Origin of the sequence: Leptospira noumeaensis (genome assembly GCF_004770765.1) — a bacterium.
Lineage (GTDB): Bacteria > Spirochaetota > Leptospiria > Leptospirales > Leptospiraceae > Leptospira_A > Leptospira_A noumeaensis.
On sequence record NZ_RQFK01000011.1, the window covers coordinates 281,768 to 298,099 of the forward strand.

General features: G+C 37.3%; 12 protein-coding genes, 1 tRNA gene and 1 pseudogene. 6 read left to right on the forward strand and 8 right to left on the reverse strand.

Annotated elements, in window-relative coordinates; translation table 11 throughout:
* Window positions 1–31: 31 nt before the first annotated feature.
* Together EHQ24_RS04485 and EHQ24_RS04490 are read right to left on the reverse strand one after the other, a co-directional pair.
* Window positions 32–451 carry a DUF1398 domain-containing protein gene (locus tag EHQ24_RS04485; RefSeq protein ID WP_135600480.1) on the reverse strand — a complete coding sequence of 140 codons (420 nt, stop codon included), beginning with the start codon at window positions 449–451 and terminating at the stop codon, window positions 32–34.
* A 10-nt stretch (window positions 452–461) separates the two neighbouring features.
* Window positions 462–932, reverse strand: a complete 471-nt coding sequence (locus EHQ24_RS04490; protein WP_135600481.1) for a MarR family winged helix-turn-helix transcriptional regulator — start codon at window positions 930–932, stop codon at window positions 462–464.
* 218 nt (window positions 933–1,150) lie between these two features.
* Between EHQ24_RS04490 and EHQ24_RS04495 the strand changes: the two genes are divergently transcribed.
* Entirely contained in the window at window positions 1,151–1,504 is a 354-nt protein-coding gene (locus EHQ24_RS04495) for a hypothetical protein (RefSeq protein WP_135600482.1), read from the forward strand.
* A 143-nt stretch (window positions 1,505–1,647) separates the two neighbouring features.
* Here the strand turns inward: EHQ24_RS04495 and EHQ24_RS04500 are convergent, their stop codons facing one another.
* Window positions 1,648–1,992 (reverse strand): hypothetical protein, encoded by a 345-nt coding sequence (locus EHQ24_RS04500; protein ID WP_135600483.1) that lies wholly within the window; start codon window positions 1,990–1,992, stop codon window positions 1,648–1,650.
* Between the two features lie 429 nt (window positions 1,993–2,421).
* Between EHQ24_RS04500 and EHQ24_RS04505 the strand changes: the two are divergent.
* Window positions 2,422–3,000, forward strand: a pseudogene (locus EHQ24_RS04505) (DDE-type integrase/transposase/recombinase); the annotation flags it as partial.
* 95 nt (window positions 3,001–3,095) lie between these two features.
* Here the strand turns inward: EHQ24_RS04505 and EHQ24_RS04510 are convergent.
* The 3 genes from EHQ24_RS04510 to EHQ24_RS04520 form a co-directional block, all read right to left on the reverse strand.
* Window positions 3,096–3,884: a hypothetical protein gene (locus EHQ24_RS04510; protein ID WP_135600484.1), complete on the reverse strand. Its 789-nt coding sequence runs from the start codon at window positions 3,882–3,884 to the stop codon at window positions 3,096–3,098.
* Between the two features lie 171 nt (window positions 3,885–4,055).
* Window positions 4,056–4,838, reverse strand: coding sequence for a hypothetical protein (locus tag EHQ24_RS04515; protein WP_135600485.1), 783 nt, complete (start codon window positions 4,836–4,838; stop codon window positions 4,056–4,058).
* Window positions 4,835–11,968, reverse strand: a complete 7,134-nt coding sequence (locus tag EHQ24_RS04520; RefSeq protein WP_135600486.1) for an RHS repeat-associated core domain-containing protein — start codon at window positions 11,966–11,968, stop codon at window positions 4,835–4,837. Before EHQ24_RS04520 ends, EHQ24_RS04515 begins: the two co-directional genes overlap by 4 nt.
* A gap of 87 nt (window positions 11,969–12,055) precedes the next feature.
* Between EHQ24_RS04520 and EHQ24_RS04525 the strand changes: the two genes are divergently transcribed.
* The 3 genes from EHQ24_RS04525 to EHQ24_RS04535 are packed head-to-tail and all read left to right on the forward strand — an operon-like array spanning window position 12,056 to window position 14,904.
* Window positions 12,056–12,964: an LA_3334 family protein gene (locus EHQ24_RS04525; RefSeq protein ID WP_135600487.1), complete on the forward strand. Its 909-nt coding sequence runs from the start codon at window positions 12,056–12,058 to the stop codon at window positions 12,962–12,964.
* On the forward strand, window positions 12,964–14,331 hold the full coding sequence (locus EHQ24_RS04530) for a kelch repeat domain-containing protein (protein ID WP_135600488.1): 1,368 nt from the start codon (window positions 12,964–12,966) through the stop codon (window positions 14,329–14,331). The genes EHQ24_RS04525 and EHQ24_RS04530 overlap by 1 nt, the downstream gene beginning before the upstream one ends.
* 3 nt (window positions 14,332–14,334) lie before the next feature.
* Complete coding sequence (locus EHQ24_RS04535) at window positions 14,335–14,904, forward strand: hypothetical protein (RefSeq protein ID WP_135600489.1); 570 nt, start codon at window positions 14,335–14,337, stop codon at window positions 14,902–14,904.
* A 99-nt stretch (window positions 14,905–15,003) separates the two neighbouring features.
* On the opposite strand, the gene EHQ24_RS04540 is transcribed toward EHQ24_RS04535, so the two are convergent.
* Together EHQ24_RS04540 and EHQ24_RS04545 are read right to left on the reverse strand one after the other, a co-directional pair.
* Window positions 15,004–15,075: transfer RNA gene (locus EHQ24_RS04540), tRNA-Arg, on the reverse strand.
* An 18-nt stretch (window positions 15,076–15,093) separates the two neighbouring features.
* Window positions 15,094–15,936 (reverse strand): hypothetical protein, encoded by an 843-nt coding sequence (locus EHQ24_RS04545; protein ID WP_135600490.1) that lies wholly within the window; start codon window positions 15,934–15,936, stop codon window positions 15,094–15,096.
* A 32-nt stretch (window positions 15,937–15,968) separates the two neighbouring features.
* On the opposite strand from EHQ24_RS04545, the gene EHQ24_RS04550 reads away from it, so the two are divergent.
* Entirely contained in the window at window positions 15,969–16,325 is a 357-nt protein-coding gene (locus EHQ24_RS04550; RefSeq protein WP_135600491.1) for an HIT family protein, read from the forward strand.
* The last annotated feature ends 7 nt before the right edge of the window (window positions 16,326–16,332 follow it).

A 16,332-nucleotide genomic window follows, 5' to 3' on the forward strand; every position in this document is an offset into this window, starting at 1 on the left:
TTCTAAGTTCCATATCTTTTTTTAAGCATCATTATCTTTCGAGTGTTACCGCAGGATATTCTTCTAAATAACTTTCACCATTCACACCGTAATAAATTACTTTTCTGTTAGTAAAATCAGCATCATATCCTACTACACCTGCTTCCCAAGTTGCCTTTAAAAATTCGGGGAAGGTACTTTTTCCTTCTTGGTCAGTCCGGATTGCCTTAATTAAATCTTCTCGGTGAAACTTCGGAATTTCATGGACTCCTGACACAAGTGGATTTCCCTGTTGGACAACAGAGCCTTCTTTCATTATGTAGATGGCTTGGCAAGAAGGAAGATACCATCGATTCATAAGAACGCCGGCTTCTCTTAGAACTTCCGCTAAGATTGGGAACCCGCCTACTTTCGGACGAATGGACATCGCAAATTTTTGGGCTTCTGTTAGTTTTGTTGTTAGGTTGGACATTGTGTTCTCCTCATTCAATTGGGTTTAAGTTTAGTTTATGTGCTTCTGCGAGTTTCACGAGAGTTTTGCGTAGTTCCTCTTTTTCTGATTTGGAGAGCAAAGAGAAAAAAGCGGAATCGTTTTCATCTGCAATCAATGAAAGTTTTGGGACAAGTTTTATCCCTTCTTTCGTCAGTTTGATTTCTTGGTAACGCCGATCTCCACTTGCTTCTTCGCGACTCACAAGTCCTTTGCCTAGTAGCCTGTCGATGAGTTTGGAAACTGCTCCCCGACTAAGGCCAGTACTCTCTGCGATGATACTAGGCGAAGTGTTGGTTTCAAAAGAATACATTTCACGAAGGATCACCCATTCAGCAACTGTCACATCCAAAGCGGCAAGTTTCGAAGCAAAAGTATGCGAAACCGCATTGGAAACAACCCGCAAATGGTATCCCAAGTGAGACTTTAAGTGGCTAGGCTCTAAATCTTGTTTTTTGGGCATAAACTCAATATAGTTTCCTAGTAAACTATTGTCAAGGAAATTAAATTGAAAATTAAATCTTGCTACGCTTTTTTAGATTATTAATTTGTGTAAGTTACAGCGTACAGCGGTTAGAAAATATGATTAGATCGAAGATATGATACATCCATTGACTAAAAAACAAATAGCTATTTTTTCCATTTCCTTAGTCATTTCTATGATTGGTTTCAAATTACTATTTGCGAATTTTTTGGAGCAAAAATTCCTCTTTTGAAGATTTACTCAGGCAGACTGCCAATGATATCAATCGAAATTGCCCACAAACTATAGACAAAGATACCAGGCTCGACAACGTTGCCATTTTTCCAAACAAACGTTTTCAATACAATTACAGCATCATTGCCTATTCTGCTTCCGAAATTGACATTCAGGCTTTAGAAAAAAATTTATATCCGGTCATTTTGAATACGATCAAATCTAGTCCAGATATGAAACTGTTTCGTGAGAATGAAGTGACACTCGTATATTCTTATCGAGATAAAATGGGGAATTATATTTTTTCTATGGAATTTAAACCAAACGACTATAACTGAATGAAAACCTTTGTTTGTTGGGTTAACCCGCAACACACCGATGTAAGTAACGGGAAACTAAAGTACGTTTGGTCGAGCTGGAACCTTTGGGAAATAAATTTGAGTTTGTTTTCTGGAAGGATATCCTGTTTTTAACAGAAACCTTATTTCACACAAACTGCACAATTTTGAATATTATCGGAAAATTGAGACATATATGCCTCTCCTTGAGACCCATAATTAGATCCGCTTGGCCTTGAATAAAAACTTGTTTGAAGAGAAGGCAATCCACTGATCGTTGATGCCGAACAAATTAAATTTGACAAACTTGCGGAAGGCGCTGAGGGACTCGGAGCCGATCGAATGTAAGGCATTTGCATATAACCTACATAAGCTGTTATCCAACCGGAAGCACAGGAGGTTGAACCCCAAGCTACGTAACTTGCACCCATTGGGACGTCTCCTCCTGCGCCAGCGCCCATAAATACAGAAAGACCGAGCACAGCCATTAAACCATTCTTAGCCGAATCATTATTTGATTGAAGCAAGCCACAGTTAGCAAACGTTATTACAAAATAAAAAAGAATAAATTTTACAATCTTCATTTGAACGAAATTTAAGTAAATAAATTACTCATCAAGTAAAATCTCCTTTTAAAATATCAAAATTTCCAGATCTACTAATTCTATAAATTCATTAATCCATTATGTTTAAGAAGAAAAACAAAAACCACCTAAACTATTTTTTAGCAGAGCTTAGACTTAGTAAACACTTCTTAATTCATATTAAATTCATTTTTATCAGGACTCACTTAACCTACAAAAGACATTGAGTTCCCCAATCATAAAAGCCAAACGACAAATTCCAAATAAGTGGTATAAATCCCGTAGTAGAATAATTTCGACTAATGAGTATCCGATAGAATTGAATGCAAATCAAGGCTATTGGAGAAATTCAATCCTGAATATCGAGATAGGTTCATTCAGGCTGATTTTACAAGGAATTTAGTGGCTATGGATACTTTAATCGTTGGGACATTGAAAGGAATAGGAAGAGTCTATTTGCAAACAGTTATTGATTGTCACTCCAGATATGCATGGGGAACTCTTCTTACATCGAAAATGCCAATTACTGCCGTCCAAACTTTGAATAATGAAGTCCTTCCTTTTTTCCAAGAACATAATGTTTCAATTAAAACGATTCTTACAGACAATGGACGAGAATACTGTGGATAAGAAGACTAACATCCTTTTGAATTATTCCTACAGCTAGAAGATATAGAACATAGAACGACAAAAGCGGGAAGACTTCATCGAACATTGCTTTACGAACACTTCAGAGTTGCTGACAGAACTAACTTTTATGAAAGTGTAGCTGAGATGGAAAAAGATTTTCAGGCATATCTAAAGTTCTATAACAACGAAAGATCAAATCAAGGAAGAAATATGAATGGAAGAACTCCCTATCAAGTTTTCCAAGAAGGAATCAGAGAATTAAAAAAGGTGGAAGAAATTTAATTTAATCTAAGCTAGAGGAAAGTGTAAAGGAAATACTATATCTGTACAAATAATCTCGATATTAACGAACGTTGTCTTCACAATTTTAGTTTATTTTATTCCTTTAAAGAATTATTTAAAATTTCTCTATAAAGAGACATCTCAGACCCAATTAAATAATCATTCTTGATTTCATTTTTCATTGATTTTTGATTGCATAAATGATTTTGATTTAATTCACAAATCAAAATCATCCTATATTCGATTGCAAACTCAATCCATGGCCTATAACCAGAACCTTGTATGCCATTCAAAATCTTTTGATAAGAATTCAATGCTTCAATTTGATTTAATTTTTCTCTATAACTCTTATCTATATCCAATATATCATTTAAAACAGTTAAATATCTATTTCCCGGATATTCGGATAATTCCTTTTTAATTGATGCATGAAAAAAAGAGGCTTGAGAGTCACATTTCTTTAAAATACTTTGATGAGCGTGAATCCTGAATAGATAAAATGTAGGCTTAACATCATATTTATAACTACCTACGGAAATATGTTTTCTTTTGATATTAGTCCATAAATCGGAATTTAAGCAGCCCGATTCCAGTGATTCTATGATTGCTTCACCCCGATTAATAATTTCATATTTTTGAATTTGTCTTATGCTTTCTTTAAAACTAGAAATGTATTCATACTTTGAATTTAAGAATAGAGAAAAATACAATTGATGCATTTTTGCAATATAGAAAACTTCCGTTTCATTACGGTTATTTGCAGCTGATTGAGCTTTCATTAAAACAGGAATCGCATTTTCAATTAATCCAGATTCTTCATAAAGAATTGCTTTCCATATCAAAACACTGGAATCTAATTCATACAATTCTTCAATTGATCTCATATATGACATTAACTCGCCGACTGAGTAATTGCTTGAATTTATATAAAAGTCCTGATTATTGAGCTGACTACGAGTATAAACTTGGGTCGATATGACCTCAAAAGCTAAAAAAAATACCAAACAGAACATTATATACTTTTTTCTTATTTTATTCAGACCAAACATATATAATTAAAATTTAATACCTATCTCAAAGTAAAGAGCTTGTGCACCTTGCTTTATAGTATCTAAATCCTTTCTCAAACTTTCAATTAAGATTTTTTCTTTTAATAATTCATCTAGACCATAACTCTCCAAATAGAGATAATTAAGTTCAAAATGTTTTTTTGTTCCAGGGTTTGAAGCCACTTTAATATTATAACCAATATTGATAAACATTGAATCATTCAAATCTATCATGAAGCCTGTATCTAAACCTATGTATACTCTTGAGGATGAATTATAGCTAAAGCCTCTCGGTAATTCGATGTCGAACGGATTTATTTGAAATGCTTTAAGATATTTTACATCTCTTGGTCCGGTCGATCCTATCATTGGGCCGACATAAAAAGAATTGTTGAACGGAAAATTTCTAAAAATTAGCTCAATATCTGGACGATATACTTTATATTCCCCGATATATTCGCCAAACCCAAAAAGTGGGCTAAAGATTGGGTTTCTAATCGTTCGATTATAGTTGTTCAAATTATGAAATCGAAGTAATATCGAATTTTGATTAGATATAAAATACATTATTGATAAAGAAATACCCTCACCGATGCCAGATCTCCCATATATCTCATCCTCTTCTTGTAAGAATTTATCTGAGTTTATCGAAAAAATAGATCTTTGAACTCCAAAATTTGAAATTGATATTCCAAATTTTGGGGATAAATTTGAACCTTTTCCTTGGGCAATCAAAGGAGTAAAAAAATACAAAAATGAAAATAATACAATATATCTAAATTTTATCATTTTTCTTTGTCCCCCTCTTTTCCCTTTTCAATTTCTTCCTTGGAAAGACAATGTGGCGTAGATAAACCAGAGGGAATACCACATCTAAAAATATATGTAATTATCATTTCTCGTTGAATATATTCTGCATCCGCCAATGGCGACAAAGGTTCTCCACTAGCATAATCATACCCCGGGTTCCAACGGCTTCCTTTCTTAATATCAGTTCTATTTTTTACTCTTTGTGCATAACTTCTAGCATAACAATCTTTAAAAGCAGCGGTTCCAAATCCAAAATATACTGCACAACCTATTGATCTTCGCTTATGTGCATCTTCCTGTTTACGTAAAGCTCTCTTATCATTTAACTCAATCGGTTTCCTGCGAAAATCGTTATATTGTTTAGATAACCAATTGCTCAAATCAGATTTTTCTAATGCTCCAAAGAAGTTTTTCATCCGAAACAAATTGTCCAAATCATTCCCCTTATTCCTAGAGTAACTTCCTCCGCTAGCTAACCACCGAGCCCCGCCATCTATACCTCTTCCTGCATTCCGTCCCGCATAATCTAGTCCACGACCCATACTTCGCATTTGTTGTGAGGCAATTTTTGAAGCACCAAACACGGCATGACGAAGAATTTGGTTTATCATATGCATATAATTTGTACTATTCCCCGTACTATCAAGAAATGCTATCGGATTCCCTTCTACATACATCATCCGGTTCATCCCTTGTTCCTTATCCGGAAACACCATACCATCATTACTAGTAAACCGACCCAAAGCAGCATCATAGTATCTCGCCTTGTAATAATACAATCCACTTTCCTGGTCTTCTTCTTGTCCCGTATATTTGAATTTAGTAATGTCTGGGCCATAAGAGTCGGTTCGAAGTATCTCTCCATAAGGTTTGTAAGTGATATGACTCTTACCACCTCTCTCCCCACCAGCTAGAACATTTCCGTTCCCATCGGTAATCATGGTTATGCTTCCCAAATGGTCTGGATGGAAAAAATACATTCCAGATACTCTCGCGTTGCCTGTAGAGGAACCTCCTCCCCCACCACTTCCACCTTGGTCTGGTTCGTCTCCAACAGACTGAGTATCACTAGGTATACCATTTCCTAAGCCTAACATCCAAATTGGTGTTCCACTTTCACCCTCCGCACCACCCAGTAACAAGGGAAAACATCCAGCCGTTGTGGTAAAAGTAAATAGAACCACAAATAACGCGGTTCCATAACGAGGAATTTGTTTTTGGATTCTATTGGTTAAATCAGGTAAGATAGAGATTCCAAATAAGTCAATGGTTAGGCTCTCTGTATTTGTTCCTTCTGTTTGGTCTTTTGTTTTGTATACCACCCAGAACAAAAGTCCAAGAATTACCACCCAAGGTAAGGCTCTGTGACCTTCTCTGATCTTTCCATCCACATATACATTTGTATCTTCTAAAAAACTGATAAATGCAAACCCAACTCGGTTCTTCCAGTAAGTATCACAATCGATGTTTACATCCTTGCAAAAGGGATTTACTAACCAATCGTTCGATGCCATCTGGTTCAGTAATATCGCATCCCCTCGGCTATACTGAGCCACCATATCTCCTTCCGCTCCTACCACATACAATGTATGTTTCTCTTGTGCTCCTGGAGTTCTATGGATCTCATAATAGTTACCAAAGCTATAAGTTGTAGTATTCGAATTCTGTAAGGACTTTTTAATCCTCATCCCCGAATGGTCATAAGTGTATTCGAACCTGTCCCCACCATTCGTTTCAATTCGTTGCAGTTTGTTTTGTGCATTATAGACAAGTGTATCCCCATTGCGAGTGGTCATATTCCCCATCGCATCATAGGTATAACCAACAATTCCTGTGTTAGGACTATTCACTCTGGTAACCGCATGGATATGGTTTCCATTATCATAGGAATAAGTAAATGCTCCCTTATTGAGTAAGTTTCCATTCCTATGGTAATTGTAGTTCTCTTCTCCATACTTACCAAGTGCCTTCGTCACTCGGTTCAAATGGTCGTATTCAAAACTTTGGGATCTCGATTCATTCATTAGATCTGTAATCGCAGATATGTTTCCACGTTTGTCATAATCATACTTGAGGCTTTGTTCGACAGAACTGTCTTTTAGGTAAGTCACAAGGCTTTGTGGTCGCATGCGAAGTGGGTCGTAGCCAATCTTTGTGACAATCCCATTTCCAGTTTTACGTTCTATATAATATTTTTCATCCGCGACCTTTGGACCCTCATAACTCACCACTGTATGGTTAAGGCTATTCCCATCATGAGAGTCCATTGTCAAAAAGGCAAGTTGGCCTGTCCCTGTGTAGTGGTTGCGAACCAGTGTTCCTTCTGGGTAAGTGATGGTTTTGACTCGACCAAACGCATCATAAGATCTTTGGAAAAGCACCTGCAAATCGTCAATGGTGCGTTTTTCACCAATTACATTCCCTTTTCTATCATATGCAAGTTCTGTAACCCCAGAACTATCTGTCACTTTGGTTAATTTTCCTATCACATGAGTGCTTGCGACAGAATTTCCAGAATCATATTCATAGATTGTTGGAATGTCATTTCCAGGAATCACCTTAGTGATCCTTCCCATTCCATCCACTTCCTTACGAATTACAACCCCACGTGCATCGGTTTGTGTCAGTAAATCCCCTGCCACATTGTAAGTATAGTTTATGGTTCCTGAATTGGAATCGCTATATCTAATTTTTCGACCACCAATATCATAACCAATTTCTGTAATCCCGTTACCTGGGTCAGAGATTTGAACCATACGGTCTGCATTATCATATTGGTATTGTAATGTTTCCCCTTGGGCTGTTTTTGTAACAAGCCTACCCCAATTGTCCTGGTTTTGCGTTTCTGTGCGTATCACTTCGGATTGATTTGTAGTTGTGACAGACGTAGTGCGAAGTCCATATACCATTCGGGAAATTTCTCCGGTAGCCGCAATGGTTTCTTTAGGTCGTTCCTCTGTGTCTTCCGATTGAGTGTAATAATAAGTATAAGACCACCGAGGAGACTCGCCAGTAAAATAAGAATTAGATTTCTGGATCTCCCGGCCAAGAGAATCATACTTTGTTTCAACCGTAGAAACAATTCCATCCACAACGAGAGATTCTTTTTTAACAATCTTTCCCTGTAAATCCGTTGTTTCCTTTGTCCAAACCTCTCCCTCATCGGAATGTGTTATTTGTTTTGTGGCAAAATGTGATCCATCAAAAGAATACTCGATGGATTCCTGCTTTTCCCCGTCCAAATAACTAGCAGTCTTTCTTCCATATTCGTCATATTCGAAAGTGACCACATTTCCGTTTGGATCTTCTACGCTTAGCTCTAAATCCAGTTTCTTATCGTAAGTTTTTTTGGTAGTTTGCCCCAGTGCATTCCTTGCCACCGTAGGATTACTGCGGGTGATGTCCCCATATTCATAGGACAAAGTCCTACCGAGAGAATCAGTTGAACTTGTCACATTCCCAATGGCATCATAGGAATAATATACAGAATACCACTGCCCTGAACTTACTAGCTTACTTTCCGAAGCCATATCGGCTCCGTTATAAGTCCATTTTTTATGTTCCACCAAACTACCGTTCACTGTTTTTTTAGATTCTGTCGGCAGCGCGAGTATCTTCATGGCAGAATTATTTTGGTAACTCATTTCTACCCGAGTGTTTCGACCGTTGTGATTCTCATCATTAACACTAGGGGAATAAGCATACGAAGGATCATATATCACCGAACTTGTGACATGGTCTTTGAGTTGTCCGTTTTCGTATTGGGAAGTTTCACTCGAGGTTTGTAAAGCTAGCTTGGTTCCGGTATGTGGTGTAAATTTTGTATATCCTTTCGATTCTTCCGATACCAAAACATCATTTCCCGTAAATACTAGAACACTTCCTACAAATCCTGGGAAATTGGGATTTTGTAAGTAATTGGTGACTACTTTCGATTTAGAAACTCCATCCACAAATAATCGTGCAGAAATCGACTCAAATCCATAGTTTAATCCAGTTTCCATATCGCCAGGTTTATACCTTGAATTAGAGTATGAGTATTCAGTTTTCTCAATAGGAAACCCGACTCCCTGAACAGAAGTAACTCTCGAAACAAGCATCGAAGAAAAAATATTTGGTAAAGAAGTATTATAGTTTCCGGAGCCTTTAACAACAGCACCAGACATATTTTTCTTCCATGTGTATTCAATGGAAATCTCACTTCCTGGAACGTTATTAACAACTTTAGTGATCAATCCTCCAAGCACTTGCGGGCTATTGGATAGGATTTGTTTGGTGACTGATGTTTTGCCATACTGATAGTAAAAATCGACTATACCATCTTCATTTCTATCCTCAAATCTAGCACTAGATACATCCTCTGCCTCCAATGCAAATACGAGTCGATCTGAAAATTGCCCATTTCCCTCACCAAAATAAACATGAAAGTTATTAGAATTAAATTCCTTAACTATAAAATCTACCTTACCATCCTCATTAGTATCAGCAAAATCATAACTTGCAGTAAACTTTTTATTAAAATCATGTCCCTTTGCCAAACGATCAGGCTTTACAATTGTATTCAAAGTAGTTGTAACTATATTTGAGGTATCAAACTTTCCACCTGTGTTAAAGATTACTTTGACTTGATTTGTCATAGTATATGCATCTTCTAGTCCATAGTCGAAAGGATTGCTTAGGCTATTTCTGTTGACTAAAGATACTAGGTCAGGAAGACCATCGCTATTGACATCGACTAACCAATTTTTTCCCATATAGCCGACGATCGACTGCGGCAAATCCATTAGACTTTGTGAAAGTGATCCGTTCGAAATATTTAATTTCGAAATAACCATTTGAAATGTAGCACCACTCAAATTAACATTTTTAATTTTGCCCACCTCTTCCTTATATTCCAAATCATGGCGAGCTAAAATCTCTTTAAACTTGTCCTCAAAAAACTGTTTGCCGACGGAATTTGATATAATCTCTTTCTGCGAAGAAGTAGCAGTTCCAGGTGATCCAACCAATTCCCAATATAAAGGTCGATCATCTACAAAAACCTTCAAAGATAGTGAATCTTTTTCCTCATCAGTAACTTCTTTACCTTCGAATATTAGGAATATTTGATCAATATAAGATTGACGCTCAGCATTTGCTGAGTTTATCTCCGTTAATTGCCTTGCTTTCAATTCGGCTATCTGAGACAGTTCCGATGACTGATTGATGCTAGCAATAAAAACATGCTCTGGGAGTCCATCACCATCTATATCAGAAAACTGATTCATCCGGTGTACTAACAATGGATTAGTTTCAATGGTTTCTTGATTTGGACTTCGATTACTCCCTAGCCATATTATTTTTTCTGGCAGAAAACTTCGCCCCTGAGACAAATAAATGGAAATACGATCATTCGCAAAATGAATAAAATCAGCGCGTCCGTCTCGATTGATATCAACTAAATAGTCCCTAGGTACATAATTATTCGACATAGTAAAATTTTGGTGATAAGGATTTAAGGCGATATTCGAGAAAGGAGCATAGTTTCCAAGTGAGCTTCCATCAGAAAAGGCAACATTAAGATGGCCGTTCCTTTCGAATACCAAGTCAGTCCGCATATCACCGTCAACATCACCTAGGTCAAAATATGTATTGTATTTAATAGGAAATTTCGGTGAACCATATTCTCTATTATTCTTTTGATCGTTTGTTAATATGCTGAGATTATCATAATCCATAAATCCGTGCAATCGTGAATATTCAGCAACTCCATCGCCATCAAAGTCTGTCGGGAATGCTGATTTGGATGGCGAGTTCACACCATTATTACACGCATCAGCTTGAAGGAAAAAATACTGATAACATACATATGCAATAGCATCGTTTTGGATACCTAACATGAGTGCCATACATGCAATGGGACCCCAATTACAACTGTCTCGATTATCATTGCCTACAGGATATCTTCCGACAAATTCAGTTTTATTATTGAAAGTTTGTACAATATCTGTTGATGCATTATAATCCACTCCTTCAGTTAACCCACCACCAGAAACAAAGGAATTCGTTAATTCCCTTAATCTTGGATCCTTTATGCGATCTGCCCCGCTATTTATTTGTAGTTTTGCAGTTTGAGCTGCAAACAATATTGCTTTCCAGAACGCAATATTTCTATCTTCCACGTCTTGCTGCTCTCCATAGCCTCCAGACAATGTTAACGCACCGGCTGTCAGTTTTGATGAAACTCCTTCGTGAGCTGGTGCATAAGAAAACTCTAATGGCTGATGAGTTGATAAAGAAAAGAAATTATCTTTTTCAAATTCGATTTTGGTTAGCAAAGAAGTCTTAATTGAGTTTAGTTCAGAATAGTTGAACTCATAACTGTGAACATGAGAACCTTCTGAATAGAAGCGAATTTTCTTTAACCTAAGATCTCGAATTATTAATTGTTTCTCAAAAAAATTCCTGTTAAAATCATTTCTCGTTTCATATTCAAAGCGGATTTCACGTTGATTCCCCGCGTATGAAATTTTCTTTAGGTAAATCTCGCCCTTAACAATTTCCCAATCATAGTTTATTGTTTCACCATGAGGTTCGCGAATCTCAGACAATGCCCAGACTCGAACAGCTCCATTGCTCATCAATGCGCTTGAATTTCCTGACCCGTATGTGTATTTTTTACCCGTTTTATCAAAAGCGATAAACTCAGCTGGACCTAAACCATAATCTCCCTGAGGATAAAAACTAAAGAAACTCTCTTCTTTTGAATATAATACAGAATTTTGACCTGCACTACTAACAAGCTGACCATGGTCGGAAGACTCATAATGGTCGGTTGAGTCATATTTCAAACCAAAAGATGGGTCACGTTTTATAAAACTAATACCGCTAAGTGACCATCCCTTCCCAAGAAGCCCAGATTGGCTAATTGAATTATAAGATAAAGATAAACTCGGAGTTAATCCTCCCGTTCCATCAGGAACTTCCAAAGGAATCGAAAAATTTGCATTTCCATTTTGGTCAACTGAGACTTCCGGCATTTGTTGTGGTAACTTTTGTCCAGCGAGAAACGACAAAAATAAAAAAGAAAACAAAGTAATAAGAATTAATTTAATTAAAATTTGTCGCATAGCGTCTCTCACATAACAAATAAAGAATATAGTCTTGCCATCTAACTGGCACCAAAAGATGTTGTCAACGAATCCTTCTGAAAATAGATGAAACGCTTCACATTACCCCTGTTACCCATATTTACGATCCTTTTCCTAGGCATTTTAACGATTCCACTAAGCCCAGCAGAACTCCGATTCCCCAATGGGGACGTCTTTCATACTGAATTTGTCTATGAAGATGAACGTTTGCTTGTAGTTCGTTTCAAGGGCTCTGAATATAAAGTCCCCAAAAAAGATCTTGAATATTATGATTTAGTTAACAAAGGACAACTCAATAATTCTTACAAAATTGCAATTTTATCCTTAAAAAACGGAAGTGTAATCAAAGGAACAATCGCTGATAGAACCAAAGATGAGGTAATCATTAAGTCAGAACTGGGATTTTTAACAATAAATAAGAATGAAATTAAAAATAGTTTGTCAGAAGTCGACGAAAGTCCAGAATTTCCCACTGTTTATCTGGCAAATGATAAACTAGACAACCAAACAAGAGTTGGAGGCAGTCTTACCTACTTACCACTTTTCCCTCCTCTTGGAACGCAAACGCCACCACTTTATGGTTTGTCAGTCTTTACCGAACCGGCATTTTTAAGATTCAAAAACACATACCAAATGGGATTCAAATTTGAATATTTGCAATCCACTGGGCCCACCAAAGAAATTACAACCCAATCTGGATATATTTACTTACATCAGTCAAAAATCTTTCAATCAAATCCTTTATTAGATTTTTATGGAATTGTAGGTATCGGAGCTACATCGATTGTATTTCGATTTGATCAGAACTCTTCTAAAGTTGGATCAAACCCTTCCGCATACGTTGAATTAGGCTGGCAAGGGCTTAAATATGGACCTTCCTTCTATCGCATAGGTTGGAAAAACTTATGCTTCTTTGAAATCGAAAAAGTTCATTGTGGATCGGGGCTCGAATTAACTGGTGGAGTCAACTTCTAATGAAATTCATAATTACATTTATTTTTACGTTCTTTCTCATAGGGAACTGTTCTTCCCCCCTAACGGAAGGTGGAAATGCTAATAACGCCAAAATCGAATGGCAAATTGTCACAGGCATATCAACTACTTCCGCAGTTGTTAGTTGGAAATGTTCAGGCAAAGTCCCTGGATTTTTAGTAACGACTGGGCCCAACTACAACAATGTTGATACTTCTTTTATCGATAGTGAAATTCACGCGATAGCTCTCTCTAATTTAATTACCGACTCAGATTACAAGTATGTTCCTTCCTGTGGTACAAAAGAAAATGGACTCGGCATACCCGCTACTTTCAAAACTCTTTCTGATAACGCAGTAATATTTCGCAGAAGCATTTGGATCGTAGGTGGCATTGGTTCCGACAAAAATGCTGTTAGCGAAATTGACTATTTTGATCCTGTGGAGAATATTTGGCACTCTGCAGTTACAAATGTTCCTACACCTAGACTCAATGCTCAGATCGTATCTTTTAAAAACAAGATCTACGTTATAGGCGGAATTATCAAAAATGGCGCGGCTTATACGATGAGCCGGTTAGTCGAAGCATATGATCCCTTAAACAATACATGGAATAGGAATCTCGCGGATATACCTTCCACCTTACAAGGAGGGGTCATCGGATCTTTCGATGAAGAGATAGTTATTCTAGGTGGAACTACTACAACCGATATGACCACGGGTACGATATTCAATACGATTTATAAATTCTATCCAAATATCGGAAGTAATGGAACTTGGGTTAGTATGTTATCAAGTACCAATATTTTTCCACGTATCGATATGGCCGGATGCACCTACAACGGAAGTTTAATTTTTACGGGAGGAAGATTTTATTCAGACGGATTGGCTTATGCCACAACAGATGCCTATGCCCCATCACTCAATTCAACATCAGGTAAAATTGAAGCATCCATTTCACTCGCACGCCATGGCTCAGGTTACGCTTGTTACCGACCTATCTCCACGGATCCTTATCCAACTGACACCCCTGCCTTATTTGTTGCAGGTGGTTCCACTGGAACCAATATTTCTCAACCAGTTACGGCTGTGACTAATTCAAATCGATTTGAATACTCTTATTTAGGGAATGCATCCAACGCCTTTGCGACTGGTTCAAACATTCCAATAGCACTCTATTACCCAACAATGGAAGTTTCTTATGAGAAAAGAAAACTCTATTTATTCGGAGGTGCATCGGAATTTAACCTACCTGTCGACCAAGTTTATTCACTCGATTTAGCCAATCCTGGTGGCAGTCCTTGGGTTCCCGAACCAATAAGTATGCCAAGAAGTAGATTTGGGCACAAAGCAGTCATACTAAGCAGATAAAATATGAAAAAGATAACTTTAATTTTACTTTTTCTTATCACCACCGCTATCGTCGCAGATGCAGTTTCAGAAGAAGATACATTTCTATACAGACATCATTTAAAAGAAAAAAAATTCGTAGAAGCTCAGGATCTTTTAAGCAAATTTCAAAATTCGAAAATTGACCAAACAAAACTGGAGTTACTTGAAACAGAATTATGGATAGCAAAAGGAGAAGACTTATATTCAAAAAAACAATTCAAATCTGCTTTTCCATATTATAACGATGCCTACGCTAGATGGAGAACCAATCCATTAATTAAAGATCGATATACTGAACTTTCAGGTAAAATACTCCATGATGAGGAAATGTCTAAACAACAAGGAAATCCGAAGATATACAAACAGCCTATAGATAAAGAAAAAGAATTTATATACTTACCTTCTAACTCAGAAGCCTATTTTTTAATCAATAGTTTCCGTATTGAAGACCTAGAAAACCAAACAAAAATTATGTATGGAATTGCCGGTTCAATTTTTACTCTTTTACTCATTCAAGTAATCATTAATTTAATTTTACTCATCAGAAAATAGCCAGAATCACTATGGGTCGCAATCATTTGGCTCACAAAACTGTTCGATTCCCGGCTTCTATGTGTTATGCGGATTTGGTTTGTGGTTAGATATGTTCTGTGCCCCAGGAGGGAATCGAACCCCCACTGTCGGTTCCGAAGACCGATGTTCTATCCGTTGAACTACCAGGGCAGAGAGATAGATGTAATGTCAGGATAAGGGGGCCCTGTGTTCGGGCAAATGATTTTTTGGAAGGGAGAGGCTCATACGTATGATGTAAGTGGCAAGAAGGATGGTCCAACCAATCAGGAAAAAACGAAGGAATAGAAAGATATAATAAATGGGTTTGGGTTTGCCAGGAACCATAAAGATAGTGAGGTCATTGACAGTTACAATTTCTGAGCCGGGATTTTTTTTTCTGATGGAATCGAAGGCCTTACGAAAATCACCAAGTCTTTGTGAGGGATCTAAACGGAAGTCATTGGTATACCGGAGGGAACCTTCATCACCGAAGGCATAAAAATTGGACTCCCATCCAAGAAAACTAAACTCAACTGGCAAAGATCCAGGAGGGTTACGGAGGAAAAAATATAGAGTCCCTGCTTCGTAAGAGAAAGAAGGAATCTGACCTTCGAACCGTAATTTCTCGCGACTGAACCCGTCTTCATAAAAGTCCGACCAATCTCCCCATTGGTAGATGGTTCCCGATTCATCCTTCCAAAGGAAACCACCAAGGTTTGGGATGGATTCAAGTTGAACTTCAAAGTTTAGCAGTTTCTCATTTTTGGATTTTACATCCAATCTGGAAAGAGAAAAGGAACGAATGGTATTTTTTAATTGGATACGAAGGTCACGGATTTCTGCGGCATTGGACTCGGTGATGCGTTTTCGAATTTCGGTTTCTTCCTTTCGGAAAGGATTGGCAAAGACAACTTCAGAGATTGAATAAATGAGTTCCGTCAGCGGGTCAGAAGAATCCAGTTTTGTTTGGGCATAAGTTCGTTCATAACCAAAACCTGAGAGAAAAAGGATGAACAAAAAATAGATTCTCATCTCTTTACCTATCGGCCAAATTGGGAAGAATGATGAATTGTCCTATCTGTGAAGCCCATAAAAATGAATCAGAAATTGTATTCCAAAACCAAAACTGGATCCTCCGAAAGGCAGACCAAAACCTAGATGGATATTTGTACATGGAACACAAAGGGCATGTAGACTCTTGGTTTGATTTGAGTTTATCTGCCTTTGAAAACTATGGTCGGGCTCTCCACAAAGCCACTGAAATTTTAAAAACATTCCAACCTGAAAAAATGTACATCGTTGCGATTGCCGAACGAGTTCCCCACTTACATGTACATTTAATCCCGAGATATGAAAACCAAGAGAAAGGATTGGATCATATCGCAAAAGCAACGGGCCCTGGTTTTCCAAAGCCAATGTAATTCATAA

What these genes read in the sequence shown, in the direction of transcription:
- EHQ24_RS04515 (WP_135600485.1), bottom strand. Translation starts at nt 4,838, where the DNA reads ATGATAAAATTTAGATATATTGTATTATTTTCATTTTTGTATTTTTTT.
- EHQ24_RS04530 (WP_135600488.1), top strand. Translation starts at nt 12,964, where the DNA reads ATGAAATTCATAATTACATTTATTTTTACGTTCTTTCTCATAGGGAAC.
- EHQ24_RS04485 (WP_135600480.1), bottom strand. Translation starts at nt 451, where the DNA reads ATGTCCAACCTAACAACAAAACTAACAGAAGCCCAAAAATTTGCGATG.
- EHQ24_RS04520 (WP_135600486.1), bottom strand. Translation starts at nt 11,968, where the DNA reads ATGCGACAAATTTTAATTAAATTAATTCTTATTACTTTGTTTTCTTTT.
- EHQ24_RS04490 (WP_135600481.1), bottom strand. Translation starts at nt 932, where the DNA reads ATGCCCAAAAAACAAGATTTAGAGCCTAGCCACTTAAAGTCTCACTTG.
- EHQ24_RS04535 (WP_135600489.1), top strand. Translation starts at nt 14,335, where the DNA reads ATGAAAAAGATAACTTTAATTTTACTTTTTCTTATCACCACCGCTATC.
- EHQ24_RS04545 (WP_135600490.1), bottom strand. Translation starts at nt 15,936, where the DNA reads ATGAGAATCTATTTTTTGTTCATCCTTTTTCTCTCAGGTTTTGGTTAT.
- EHQ24_RS04525 (WP_135600487.1), top strand. Translation starts at nt 12,056, where the DNA reads ATGAAACGCTTCACATTACCCCTGTTACCCATATTTACGATCCTTTTC.
- EHQ24_RS04500 (WP_135600483.1), bottom strand. Translation starts at nt 1,992, where the DNA reads ATGGCTGTGCTCGGTCTTTCTGTATTTATGGGCGCTGGCGCAGGAGGA.
- EHQ24_RS04510 (WP_135600484.1), bottom strand. Translation starts at nt 3,884, where the DNA reads ATGAGATCAATTGAAGAATTGTATGAATTAGATTCCAGTGTTTTGATA.
- EHQ24_RS04550 (WP_135600491.1), top strand. Translation starts at nt 15,969, where the DNA reads ATGAATTGTCCTATCTGTGAAGCCCATAAAAATGAATCAGAAATTGTA.